The following is a 12,497-nucleotide window of genomic DNA, read 5'->3' on the forward strand; positions in this document are numbered from 1 at the left end:
GCGCCATGATGGGGGGATGGCGCGTTCCGCGGCGGAACTTCACGAGACGGCGGTCCGGCTCGCGAATCAGGGGCGCCACTCCGCAGCGACCCGGCACCTGCTCACGGCTCAGGAACTGACCGAGGATCCTGGCCTGCGGGCGCGCATCCTCGGCACTCTCGGCTACATCCGCGCGCGCACGGGCGACCCCGAGGGCGGCGAGCGGCTGTGCCGCGAGGCGATGGCACTGCCCGGGATCGACTCCCGGACGTACGCGCTCCTTTCGGGACAGCTTGGCGCCCTCGCCGAGCAGGCGGGAAGGTACGACGACTCGGAGAAGTGGCTGACGCGCGGCATCGACGCCCTGGCCGAGGACACCGAGGAGCGCGCGAACCTGCTCGTGAACCGCAGTCTCGTCAACATGCGCCGGCTCCGGTTGAGCGCCGCATCCGAGGACGCCTCCGCGGCATCGCGCATCTTCGCGTCGATCGGGAGCCCGATCGACGAAGCGCAGTCGCAGCACAACGAGGGGTATCTCGCACTCCTCGCCGGTGATCTCGTGACCGCGATGCGGGTCATGTCCGGTGCTCGCAGCACGCTCGCGGAACAGTCTCCGGTACTCGCGGCGATGTGCGACATGGACCGTGCGGAGGTGCTTCGGGACGCCGGGCAGGTGCGAGAAGCGGAGCGCCTGCTCGCTCACGCGGCTGGAGTCTTCGGTCGTCAGCGGATGCCGCAATCTCGCGCGGAGGCCGAGTTCCACCTCGCCCGATCGCTCCTCGCGCACGACCCGGTCGGTGCGCGACCGATCGCCCGTCATGCGGCTCGCCGATTCCGCGGTCTGGGAAGCGCGTCGTGGGCCCTGCGTGCGGACGCGGTGCGTATGCGCGCCGAGCTCAGCGCGGGGCAGGTGCTGCGCAGCGGACGCCGTGTCGGCGCGACCGGTCCCGTGCCGTCGCGGTCGGAGATCGAGGAGACGGCACGCGGGCTCGCCCGTGTCGGCTTCGCCGGAGAGGCAGCCGCCCTGCGGTTCACGCACGAGGTGTGGAGCGCGCGTCACGAAGCCGTGCAGGACGTGCGGGCGCGTCCGGTGCGGCTCGTGGACGGCGCCCCGATGGAGGCGCGCACCCTCGCCCACCAGGCTCGCGCGACCCGCGCCGAACGTCGGGGCCGGCTCGCGCAGGCTCGTCGGTTCGCCGCCGCAGGGCTGGACGAACTGGCGGAGTGGCTGAGCGATTTCGGCAGCCTCGACCTGCAGACATCGGCGGTGATGCAGGGCAACGGCCTCCTCGGCGTGGGGCTGGCCGCAGCCGTCCGCTCGGGCCGGCCCGAGGCGGTCTTCGAGTGGTCCGAACGCGCGCGCCACATGAGCGCGCAGGTTCTGCCTCTCCGGCCACCGCCGGACCCCCAGCTGGCGGAGGACCTCTCCGAACTGAGGATGCTGCGCGCGGACGGCGGGGACTGGCAGTCACAGCCACGGGCGCGCGAACTTCGTGAACGCATCCGCGACCGCCAATGGTCGACGACCGGCGGTGCAGCCCTCCAGAACCGCGTCGGGCTCGACGACCTGCGCGAGGCGCTGGATGAGGAAACGGCGGTCCTCTCGTTCGTCTTCTCCGGGGACTCTTTGCACGTGCTGGTGACGCGGCGTTCCGATGTCGCCCTCGTCGACGTCGCGGAGTGGCCACGCGTCCGCGATGCGTTGCCGGGCTTGCGCTCGGATCTGGACATGGCGGCGTCCGTGCGCGGCCGGATGGGGGAGATCGTCCGCCGCTCGCTCGATGATCGCCTGGCGGCGCTGTCGGCGGTGCTGATCGATCCCGTCCTTGCGCGACACTCTGCCCAGCGCTGCGTGATCACCGTGCCTGGGGTGCTGAGCGGCATCCCGTGGTCGATGCTCCCGGGTCTGCGCGGCTCGGCCGTCACTCTCGCCGGTTCGGCGTCGCGATGGATCCATCAGCGCGGACAGGAGACTCGGCTCGAGACGGCTGCGTTCGTCGCCGGTCCGCGCGTGTCGCGGGCTCAGGAGGAGATCGCCGCGGCGTCCGTGACCTGGCGCTCGCCGGTGATTCCGGATCCCGCGACCGTCGATGTCGTGACCGACCTCTCGTCGAGCGTCGACGTCCTGCATGTCGCCGCCCACGGCCGTCATTCCGCCGACACCCCGATGCTCTCGGGCCTGGACCTCACTGACGGCACGCTGTTCGGCTACGACATCGACCGGATGGCGAAGGTGCCGTCGCTCGTTGTGCTCTCGGCGTGCGAGGCGGGTCGCTCGTCCGTACGGTGGGGGGAGGAGGCGATCGGCATGACGCGTGCGTGGCTCCACGCAGGCACCCGGTGCGTGATCGCCGCGCCGGTGGTCGTCGCCGACGACGACGCGTGCGAACTGCTGGCGGCGATGCACGAAGGGCTGGCTGCGGGTGAGGAGCCGGCAGTGGCCCTGGCGGCGGCATCCGCGCGCACGGGCATCGTCGCGCCGTTCCAGGCCCACGGATCCGGCTTCTGAGAAAAGTCAGCCGGGGATGTATCAGACCTGAGCGGTTGCGCTCCTTCATCGTGGAGCGGCCCTGCAGTCCGGAACCGGGGGGTAACGGATATTGGGGGCGCAGGATCCATGGGGCGCGATGGGGGCGCGAGGATCCTGTCGGGCTGCTCCGCGGGGGATGTCGCGGAAACCCAACTCGGCGACATCCCCCGCTTCACGTCCGCGACGAGTTCGCGCTGCGTCCGCGCACGATCCCGATGAAGGTCTCCACGGCCGGCGTGGTCCGATCGGTCGGCCAGGCCAGCGCGACGGTGGACGTCGGCGCCTCCCGCAACGGGCGCGACGCGACGTCCTTGCGGCGATGCAGCCGTGCGAGCGACATCGGCGCGATCACGATCCCGACGCCGGTCGCGACGACGGCGACCGCCTGCTCGGTGTCCTCCGGGGCGTCGAACGCCGGCGCGACCGTGCCGGCAACGCGGATGCCGAGCGCGTCGTCGCGCGGCACGATGAGCACTTCGCCCGCGAGGTCCTCCGGCGCGAGCTCGTCGACCGTGGTCAGGTGCGAGTCGGAGGGGCAGATCACGACGGTCACCTCGTCGTACAGCGGGATGACGCTGAGCCCGTCGCGCTCGATCGGCAGCCGGACCAGCGCCGCGTCCAGATCGCCCGCCAGGAGCCGCGACCGCTGATCCGCCACGGAGATCGGCTCGAGCTCGAGCGGGGAGAGCGGCATCCGCTCGCGCCACGCGTCGATCCAGCCGCCCGGCGTCGCCCCGGGGATCGCGCCGAGCACGAAACGCTCCGGGGGCGGAGGCGGTGCGATCGGCTCAGGGGTCTTCGCCGGTGTCTTCGCGCGCTTGTTCACGGGCGCTTTGTGCGCCGACGGGCGGGGCTTTCCAGACCGGGACCCGCCGCCTTTCGCCACGGACTCAGCGTAGCCGGGGCGATAGTGTTCGCTCATGATCGCCGTCATCGCCTCGGTCTTCGCGGGCCTCGCCGCCCTGCTGCACGTCTACATCTTCATCCTCGAGAGCGTGCGCTGGCGCACGCCGCGGGTCTGGAAGACGTTCGGCGTCGCCGACCAGGCCGCCGCCGACATCACGCGGCCGATGGCGTACAACCAGGGCTTCTACAACCTGTTCCTCGCGATCGGAGCGGCGTTGGGGCTCGTCCTCTACTGGGTCGGCGCTCCCGACTCGGGCCTGCGCATCGCCGGATTCACCCTCGTGCTGTTCAGTGTCGGCTCGATGCTCGCGGCATCGCTCGTGCTCATCTCGTCCGGCAAGCGCTACCTGCGGCCCGCGGCGATCCAGGGGACGCTGCCGCTCCTGGCGTTCGTGCTGTTCCTGCTCGCCTGAACTCTGCCCCTCGAGTGCACGGGCTCCACGTGAGCACGCCGTGCGCTCGGCGCGAAAGCCGTGCGCTCGGCGCAACCCGCGCCGGGACTCAGGCGGCCAGGCGCAGGCCGCGGCGGTCCGTGGCGACGCGCTCGCCGTCTCCGACGGTCTCGTCGTCGCCGATGAGCGAGTTCACGGCGACCCGGGCTCCCGTGCCGATGTGCGTCCGCACGCCGATCTTCGCGCCGGCGCCGATCGCGGCACCCGACCCGATGTGGGCGTGGGGGGCGATGTCGGCCTCCGGGCCGATCACGGCGTCCGCTTCGACCCAGACCCCGCGGCCGACGTGAGCGCCCGCGGCGATCTGGACGCCCGGCTCGACGTACGCGCCGGCCTCCACGATCGCGCTCGGGTGCACCTTGGCGCCGTGCGCGACGAGCCCGCGGCCGTTCGTGTGCTTGCGATACCGCAGCGACTCACCACGGTCGTTCTCGATGTCGACGTAGTTCTTACCCACGATCCCCTCCAGCGGCCCAGTTGTGCCGAGTACAGGAATAACCTGTCCCACTGCTTATTCATTCCCGCGCATCGGTCCATTCGGATGCATTCACGCGCAAGAAATATTCGCCGCGGAGCCCAGAACGGATTCCCCTGCGGGACCTCTTCTCGCGGATGCCGTCACGTCTGGCACGTCGGACACCAGAAGGTGTTGCGCTCCCGGGTCGGATCCGCTCCGAGCGACCCCTCCCTGATGACCGTTCCGCAGCGTCGGCAGGGCCGGCCCTCGCGTCGATAGACCCAGGTGGAGCGCCCCGGTCGGTCGTCGCCGGTGAACGTGCGCCCCTGCCGATCGCGGTTCGCGCGGATCATGCGCGCGCCGAGATCCAGGATGCCGGCGACGTCGGTCTCGGTCGCCGGACGGGTGGGCAGCACCCCGCGGACGAAGAGGATCTCGTTCGCGTACTCGTTGCCGAAACCCGCGACATTGCGCTGGTCCAGGAGCGCGACGTGCACCGCGCGCTCGTCGGCGCCGAGCCGCCGGGCGGCCTCCGCGGGGTCCCACGCGTCGCTGAGCGGATCGGGACCGAGATGACCCACGATCTGCTCTTCGTCGCGGGTGGGGATGACTTTGATATCGGCCAGGTCGAACCCGACGGTGTCCCACTCCGCGTTCGCGAGCACGGCGCGCGCCGTGTAGCCCGGCCGACGCCAGCGCCCGCCGTGCGGGTAGACGTCCCACCGGCCCTCCATCTTCAGATGGCTGTGCAGGGTCCACTCACCGATGTGGTGGAGGAGGTGCTTGCCCCGAGGGACGACCTCGTGCACGGTCATGCCGCGCAGGTCGATCGTCGCGGCCTGCGGCACGCGCAGATCGAAGCGTGTGAGGACGGTGCCCGCCAGAGCCTCATGCAGGCGGTGCGCCGCGCGGTAGACGGTGTCGCCCTCAGGCACGCGCGGCCTCGCGGAGCGTGTCGCCCGCAGTCAGGCGGCGGAGCGTGAGTCCTCGCGGGGACTCGACGAAACCCGCGTCCCGCAGTGCCCGCGCGATTCCGGTGCCGTACACGAACTCGCCGTTGACCTGCTCGATCGTGAGGGTGGCGAGTCTGCGCGCCCGTGCGGTCGCCGCCAGGTCGCCGGCGGCGGCGGTCAGGACGGCCTCGTCGTCGGTGAAGGCGAGCGCCGACTTGCCGCCGCGCTCGAGGTACAGCGCAAGCGACCCGTCGACGATCACCACGAGCCCGCCCGCCTTGCGTCCGGGACGGTGGGTGACGCCCTCGATCGTCGGCCAGGCCAGGGCGGCTCCGTAGGGATTCGCCGGATCCGTCGCGGCGAGCGTGTACGCGCGCAGCGGCGGCGGGTCGGCGAGACCGGCGAACTCGCGCAGCCGGTCGACCGTCGCGGAGGCGGCGAACTGGGCGGCGCCGAGCTTCTCGATCACATAGCCGCGGCGGCAGTGCCCCGCCTGCTCGAAGCCCGCGAGCACGCGGTAGGCCTGCGCGAATCCGCCGGGCAGGCCCTCGGACTGCACGGAGCCCCGCGTGACCACGCCATACCGGTCCAGCAGCAGACTCGCCGCCGCGGTCGCCCGCAGCGTCGCGTCCTCCTCGGCCCCGGGCAGCAGCGACCACCGCCCGCCGATCGCCGGCGGGCGCGGCGGAGTGCTGGATCTGCCGACCGACGCACCGCGGTACATCCGGGCGCGCGGAGCCTTGCGCGCGGTGCGGTGCGCCTGCGAGCCGCCCCCGAGCAGCATCCGCACCGGGGTGAACGTGTCGTTCGTCACCCGGCCTGCCCACGTCAGATTCCAGAGCGCGTCGATCACGGACTGCTCGTTCGGCGCCCCGACCTGCTGCCGGAGCTGCGCGGCGAAGAACGCGCCGCCGCCGGAGAGCGCCGTGAGGATCTGCTCCTCGATCGAGCCGCTCGCGATGTCCTCCTCGATCCTCTGCAGGGTGAGGGGCGCGGCATCCGCCGGGTGCAGGGCGATCCAGCCGTCCCGGCCCGGAAGCGACCCGTGCCCCGACCAGACGACTTCGCCCGTTGCGGTGAGCTCGTCGAGCATCGCCGGGCTGTAATCGATCACGCGGGAGGGGAGGACGAGCGATTCCCAGGCGCTCGCCGGGATCGGCACGCCCGCGAGCTGCTCGATGACCGCCGCGACCCCGTCGATGCCCTCGAGCGGACGCGCGACGTGCTGCCAGACGGGCAGGAACCGCGCGAACGCCTCGGGAGCCACCGGCTCGACGCTGCCGCGGATCGCCGCGAGCGAGCGCATCCGCAGGCGCCGCAGCACCTCGACGTCGCACCACTCGGTCTCCTCCGACGAGCCCGAGCCCGCGGGGAGGAAGAATCCGCTCGACAGGCGCCCCTGTCCTTCCAGCCGCTGCAGCGTGAGGCGGGCGACCGCGATTCCCACGCCGAGCCGCTCGGCGACCGCGGTGCTCGTGAACGGACCGTGTGTGCGGGCGAAACGGGCGACGAGATCGCCCAGCGGGTCGGCGAGCGGCTCGAGGAACGCATTCGGGATGCCGACCGGCAGGGCTGCTCCGAGCGCATCGCGCAGGCGTCCGGCGTCCTCGATCGCGGCCACCCGCGAGACCCCGGCGACCGTCACCGGGATCGCCCGTCGCGTGTCGATCAGGGCGTCCAGGTGCGCGCGGGCATTCTCGGGGTCGGTCAGACGCTCGGCGACCTCGGCCGCATCCAGCGGTCCGAGGACGCGCAGCAGGTCGGCGACGCCCTCGACGCCATGCGCACGTCGGTCGGGGTCCAGGCGCTGCGCTTCCCGCTCGAACTGCGCCATGATCTCGGGATCGAGGAGCTCGCGCATCTCGACCTTGCCGAGCAGCTCGGAAAGCAGCGCCGGGTCGACCGAGAGCGCCGCGGCCCGACGTTCGGCCAGTGGCGAGTCGCCTTCGTACATGAAGGCACCGACGTACCCGAACAAGAGGTCGCGGGCGAACGGCGAGGGGGAAGTCGTGGTCGTCTCGATCAGGCGGATGCTGCGATCGCCGATGCTGCGGGCGATCCGCAGCAGTGCGGGCACGTCGTAGACGTCTTGCAGGACCTCGCGGAGGGTCTCGAGGATGATCGGGAACGTCGGGTACCGGCGGGCCACCTCCAGCAGCTGCGCGGAGCGCTGTCGCTGCTGCCAGAGCGGGGAGCGGCGGTTCGGGTTCATCCGCGGCATGAGCAGCGCCCGTGCGGCGCACTCGCGGAACCGGGAGGCGAACAGTGCGGAACCGCCCACCTCGTCGATCACGATCTGCTCGAGCTCGTCGGGCTCGAAGACGAACAGCTCGGCGCCCGGCGGTTCTGCGGTGGCGTCGGGCACCCGGGCGATGATGCCGTCGTCGCTCGCGACGGCCGAGCCCTCGACGCCCAGGCGCTCGCGGATGCGGGCGTTCACGGCCAGCGCCCACGGGCCGTGGACCTTCATGCCGTACGGGGAATGCAGGATCACCCGCCAGTCGCCGACCTCGTCGCGGCCGCGCTCGACCGTCAGTGTGCGGTCGGTGGGGAGGGTGCCGGTGGCCTCGCGCTGTTCGGCGAGGTAGGACAGGAGGTTGACCGAGGCGTTGTCGTCGAGGCCGGCATCCCGGAGTCTGTCCCGTGCCTTCTCGGGACTCGCCGCCGACACCTCGCGGGAGAACCTGCCGAGCGCCTCGCCGAGTTCGGCGGGCCGGCCGAGGCCGTCGCCGTGCCAGAACGGGAGCTTGCCCGGCTGGCCGTACGCCGGGAGGACGTTCACGCGGTCGTGCGTGATCTCGACGATCCGCCAACTCGTCGTGCCGAGGGTGAACACGTCGTTGATGCGCGACTCGTAGACCATCTCCTCGTCGAGCTCGCCCACGCGCGCGTTCTGCGATTCGCCGGCGATGAACACACCGAACAGCCCCCGGTCGGGGATCGTCCCGCCGCTCGTGACCGCGATGCGCTGCGCGCCCGGGCGGCCCGTGAGCGTGCCGAGGTCGCGGTCCCACACGACGCGCGGCCGCAGCTCGGCGAACTCGTCGGAGGGGAAGCGGCCGGCCAGGAGGTCGAGGGTCGCCTCGTACGCCGAGCGAGGCAGGGTGCGGAACGGGGCGCTCGCGCGCACAGTGTCGTACCAGCCCTCGACGTCGATCGGCCCGAGCGCGCACGCGGCCACGGTCTGCTGCGCGAGGATGTCGAGCGGGTTCTGCGGCACCGCGATCGCCTCGATCTGCCCGGCCAGCATGCGCTCGGTGACGATTGCGGTGTGCAGCACGTCGCCGCGGTGCTTGGGGAACAGGGCCGCCCGGCTCACCTCGCCGACCTGGTGGCCGGCGCGGCCGATGCGCTGCAGACCGGAGGCGGCACTCGGCGGCGCCTCGACCTGGATCACGAGGTCGACCGCACCCATGTCGATCCCGAGCTCGAGACTGCTCGTCGCGACGACGCAGCGCAGGGTTCCGGACTTCAGCTCCTCCTCGACCTGGGCGCGCTGCTCTTTCGAGACCGAGCCATGGTGGGCCTTCGCGAGCACCGGCTCGGCGCCGCCCGAGATGCCGGCCTGAGCCATGGTCTGGGCCGGGATGGCGGCATCCGGCACGTCGAGTCCCAGGCGCTCGGTGTAGATCTCGTTCAAGCGTCCGGTCAGACGCTCGGCGAGCCGACGGGAGTTGGAGAACACGATCGTCGAGCGATGCTCGAGGATGCGATCGACGATCGCCTCCTCGACGTGCGGCCACAGCGACCCCGTCACCTCGGTCGATTCGGGACGCTTGCCGCCGCCGTCGCCGAACCAGTCCTCGTCGATCGGCGCGTCGGCCGCCGCCGTCGGTGCGGGGGACGCGGGACCGGATGCCGGCGGCGGAGGCGGATTGAGCATGTCGTCGACCGGCACCACGACCGACAGGTCGAACGTCTTGGTCGCGCGCGGGGCGACGATCTCGACGGGCGCCGAGCCGCCGAGAAAGCGCGCCACCTCGTCGATCGGACGGACTGTGGCGGACAGGCCGATGCGCTGGGCGGGAGCGGCCTCGGCATCCGCCGACCGGCGCAACGCGTCGAGGCGCTCGAGGCTCACCGCCAGGTGGGCCCCGCGCTTGGTCGCCGCGACCGCGTGCACCTCGTCGATGATGACGGTGTGCACGCCGGTCAGGGTGTCGCCCGCCTGGCTCGTGAGCATGAGGTAGAGCGACTCGGGCGTCGTGATCAGGATGTCGGGCGGTGCGGTGACGAGCTTGCGGCGGTCGGAGGAGGTCGTGTCCCCCGACCGCACGCCCACGCTCACGTTCGGCACGCGGATCCCCAGCCGCCGGGCCGACTGGCCGATGCCGACGAGCGGCGAACGGAGGTTGCGCTCGACGTCCACACCGAGGGCCTTCAGCGGCGAGATGTAGAGGATGCGGGTCGGGGACGGCGCGGGCGGGCGGGAGCCCCGGCGCGGGGTCGGTTCGGGTGCCGGTGCCTCGGCATCCTTCTCGCGGAACACGCGGTCGATCGCCCATAGGAACGCCGACAGCGTCTTGCCCGAACCTGTGGGGGCCACCACGAGCGCGTGCTTGCCGTGCGAGATCGCATCCCACGCCCCGAGCTGCGCGGAGGTCGGGGCGGCGAACGCGCCGCGGAACCAGTCCTGCGTGGCAGGACCGAACCGCTCGAGCACATCACTCACGCGTCCATCTTCCTCGCTGGGTCCGACATGGGGGCGGGCTTGATTTCGAGCGCCGACGTCAGGCGCGCTCCCGCAGACCGTCGGGCAACATCTCCAGGGTGACGTCGATGCCGAGTCTGCTCAGGAAGTGCTCGTCGTGGCTGACCACGAGCACCGCACCCCGGTAGGCGCCGAGGGCGTCGACGAGCTGGTCGGCGGTATCCAGGTCGAGGTTGTTGGTGGGCTCGTCGAGCACGAGCAGCTGCGGCGGGGGATCTGCCAGCAGCACGCGCGCGAGCGCCACCCGGAACCGCTCGCCGCCGGACAAGGTCGACACCGCCCGGTCCATCGCGTCCCCGCGGAGCAGGAACCGCGCGAGCCTGTTCCGCAGTTCGCGATCGGGCATCGCCGTCGCGGCATCGCGGATGTTCTCGAACACCGACGCGTGCTCGGCGAGTCCGTCCACCCGCTGCGGCAGGTAGCCGATGCGGTCGGTGTGCGCGATCGCGGCGATGTCCGCCGCCGGCGTCTGCCGAGCCACGAGGTGCTCGAGCAGCGTGGTCTTGCCCACCCCGTTCGGCCCGACCAGCGCGACGCGCTCGGGCCCCTGGATCACCCACGAGCGTTCCCCGTCGCCGAGCGTCGCGATGCGCCGCCCCGCCGCGACGTCCGGATCCGGCAGATCGATCCGGATCGCCTCATCGTCGCGGACGCGCCGTTCGGCGGCATCCAGCCGCGCCCGCGCCGCCGTCTCGCGGTCGCGCATGTCCGTACGCATCTTGCCCGCCGACACTTCGGCCGCCCGCTTCAGACCCCCGGCGAGGATCGGCGGAACCCGCTTCTCCAGCTGCGCCTTGCGCCCCATGGCCGCTCGGCGCGAGATCTTGATCTCCGCCTCGATCCGGTCGCGCTTCTCGCGCTTGACGACCTGCGCCGCCGCGCGCTCGGCACGCAGCGCGGCGCCCTGCTCGGCATCCCGCAGCGCCTGCCAGTGGGAGAACGGACCGCCGACGAGGGTCAGCGCGCTCCCGTACAGCTCGGCGGTGTCGTCCATGAGCTCGAGCAGCTCGACGTCGTGGCTGACGACGATCAGCGCGCCGCGCCACCCGCGCACGATCTCGGCGAGCCGCGCCCGCGCCGGGCCGTCGAGGTTGTTCGTCGGCTCGTCCAGCAGGGTGACGCCCGCGCCCCGCAGCCGGATGCCGGCGATCGCGGTCAGCACGGCCTCACCGCCGGACAGCTCGCCGACCCGTCGGTCGAGCATGCCAGGCTCGAGTCCGGCCTCGGCCAGTGCGACGTGCGCGCGAGCCTCGACGTCCCACTGGTCGCCGACCTCGTCGAAGCGGGCGGGATCCACGTCGCCCGCCTCGATGGCACGCACCGCGCGCAGCGGGACGCCCACGCCGAGCAGGTCGGCGACCGGCGTCTGCACGTCCAGCGTGAGTCGCTGGGGCAGATACGCGGGCGGCGCGGACGCCGTCACCGTCCCGCCGGTCGGAGTGAGGTCACCGGTGATCAGGCGCAGAAGAGTGGACTTGCCGGAGCCGTTGCGTCCGACCAGGCCGGTCCGCCCGGCGCCGAACGCCCCCGAGACCTCGCGGAGCGCGACGGAGCCGTCCGGCCAGGAGAACGAGACACGGTCCAGGACGACCGTGGAGTGGAGAGAAGAGTGAGCAGGCATGAGGGCCTCCAGATGTCATGCGCTGACACCGGGTGCCTGCTCGAAGAGACGAGCGGCAGAGCTCTGTGGAACGGGAGCGTCGGCGGTTCAGCGCGCGGATGCGGGCGCGGAAGCGTCGAGAGTTCTCACCGGAGGTTCCTCACGTGGGGGACAGGAGTGACCAGAATAGCGGATGCCGCACGCTCAGTCTTCGGCGGTCTTCGCTTCGAGCTGCTTCTCGAGGAACACCCGCACGTCATCCAGTTCACCCTCGGACACGCTGTGGGTGAGACCCGGGTAGACCCGACCGCTCAGCTCGGCGTGCTCGGGAAGCCACGCGACGGTGTGTTCGACGAGGAACGCGGGGATCACGTCGTCCCGCGTTCCGCGCCCCCAGAACACCGGCGGTCGCCGCTCGGCCAGGGCGGTGTCGCCGGGCAGCTCGCCCGGCGTCACGTAGCCGCTGAGGGTGACGGCGAAGGCGAAGCGCTCGGGCTGCAGGCGCATCGCCTGGAGCGCCACCGCGGCACCCTGCGAGAAGCCGAGCAGACCGACGTCGACGCCGGGAGCGGTCGCGTCGAGCCAGGCGATGAGTGCGGACGCGGCATCCGTCACGTGCCGGGGGTCCCGGTTCTGCAGTCCTTCGATCGGGTACCAGGAGTGGCCGGGCGCCGGGAACGGCGGAGTCAGCGGAGCGCGGACGGCCGCGACCGCGAAAGCGGGCGGCAGATAGGGGACGAGGCCGAACAGGTCGCGCTCGTCGGCGCCGTAGCCGTGCAGGAGCACCAGGAGCGGGCGGCCGGCGCGGTCGGCGGCGTCGGCGGACCAGAGGACGGCGTCGGGGTCGAGATCGGCCATCTGCCCATCTTCTCAGCACGGTCCGACCCGAGTCCGCTTCACAACTCCTGC

8 protein-coding genes are annotated in these 12,497 nt (G+C 72.0%); 2 read left to right on the forward strand and 6 right to left on the reverse strand.

All coding sequences use genetic code 11. From position 1 onward, the window contains the following. The first annotated feature begins 16 nt into the window (after positions 1 to 16). Entirely contained in the window at positions 17 to 2,488 is a 2,472-nt protein-coding gene (locus ABD197_RS03500) for a CHAT domain-containing protein (protein WP_344051643.1), read from the forward strand. Between the two features lie 193 nt (positions 2,489 to 2,681). Here ABD197_RS03500 and ABD197_RS03505 read toward each other — a convergent pair whose 3' ends face one another. Further along, entirely contained in the window at positions 2,682 to 3,335 is a 654-nt protein-coding gene (locus tag ABD197_RS03505) for a LysR family substrate-binding domain-containing protein (RefSeq protein WP_344051645.1), read from the reverse strand. 94 nt (positions 3,336 to 3,429) lie between these two features. On the opposite strand from ABD197_RS03505, the gene ABD197_RS03510 reads away from it, so the two are divergent. After that, a complete protein-coding gene (locus ABD197_RS03510) occupies positions 3,430 to 3,828 on the forward strand; it encodes a DUF1304 domain-containing protein (RefSeq protein ID WP_344051646.1) in 399 nt (132 codons plus the stop codon). Between the two features lie 88 nt (positions 3,829 to 3,916). On the opposite strand, the gene ABD197_RS03515 is transcribed toward ABD197_RS03510, so the two are convergent. The 5 genes from ABD197_RS03515 to ABD197_RS03535 all read right to left on the reverse strand — a co-directional run bounded on the left by ABD197_RS03515 (position 3,917) and on the right by ABD197_RS03535 (position 12,446). After that, positions 3,917 to 4,324, reverse strand: coding sequence for an LbetaH domain-containing protein (locus ABD197_RS03515; protein ID WP_344051649.1), 408 nt, complete (start codon positions 4,322 to 4,324; stop codon positions 3,917 to 3,919). 161 nt (positions 4,325 to 4,485) lie between these two features. Then, positions 4,486 to 5,259 carry a DNA-formamidopyrimidine glycosylase family protein gene (locus ABD197_RS03520; protein ID WP_344051651.1) on the reverse strand — a complete coding sequence of 258 codons (774 nt, stop codon included), beginning with the start codon at positions 5,257 to 5,259 and terminating at the stop codon, positions 4,486 to 4,488. Beyond that, a complete protein-coding gene (locus ABD197_RS03525) occupies positions 5,252 to 9,949 on the reverse strand; it encodes an ATP-dependent helicase (RefSeq protein ID WP_344051653.1) in 4,698 nt (1,565 codons plus the stop codon). The genes ABD197_RS03520 and ABD197_RS03525 overlap by 8 nt, the downstream gene beginning before the upstream one ends. Positions 9,950 to 10,007: 58 nt before the next feature. Beyond that, positions 10,008 to 11,609 carry an ABC-F family ATP-binding cassette domain-containing protein gene (locus tag ABD197_RS03530; RefSeq protein ID WP_344051655.1) on the reverse strand — a complete coding sequence of 534 codons (1,602 nt, stop codon included), beginning with the start codon at positions 11,607 to 11,609 and terminating at the stop codon, positions 10,008 to 10,010. A gap of 183 nt (positions 11,610 to 11,792) precedes the next feature. Further along, positions 11,793 to 12,446, reverse strand: a complete 654-nt coding sequence (locus tag ABD197_RS03535; protein ID WP_344051657.1) for an alpha/beta hydrolase — start codon at positions 12,444 to 12,446, stop codon at positions 11,793 to 11,795. Positions 12,447 to 12,497 lie beyond the last annotated feature (51 nt).

This window comes from Microbacterium lacus (genome assembly GCF_039531105.1).
GTDB lineage: Bacteria > Actinomycetota > Actinomycetes > Actinomycetales > Microbacteriaceae > Microbacterium > Microbacterium lacus.

Bases quoted from the DNA above. Each gene is read 5' to 3' on its own strand.
- ABD197_RS03500 (WP_344051643.1), top strand. From the start codon at position 17: ATGGCGCGTTCCGCGGCGGAACTTCACGAGACGGCGGTCCGGCTCGCG.
- ABD197_RS03510 (WP_344051646.1), top strand. From the start codon at position 3,430: ATGATCGCCGTCATCGCCTCGGTCTTCGCGGGCCTCGCCGCCCTGCTG.
- ABD197_RS03530 (WP_344051655.1), bottom strand. From the start codon at position 11,609: ATGCCTGCTCACTCTTCTCTCCACTCCACGGTCGTCCTGGACCGTGTC.
- ABD197_RS03535 (WP_344051657.1), bottom strand. From the start codon at position 12,446: ATGGCCGATCTCGACCCCGACGCCGTCCTCTGGTCCGCCGACGCCGCC.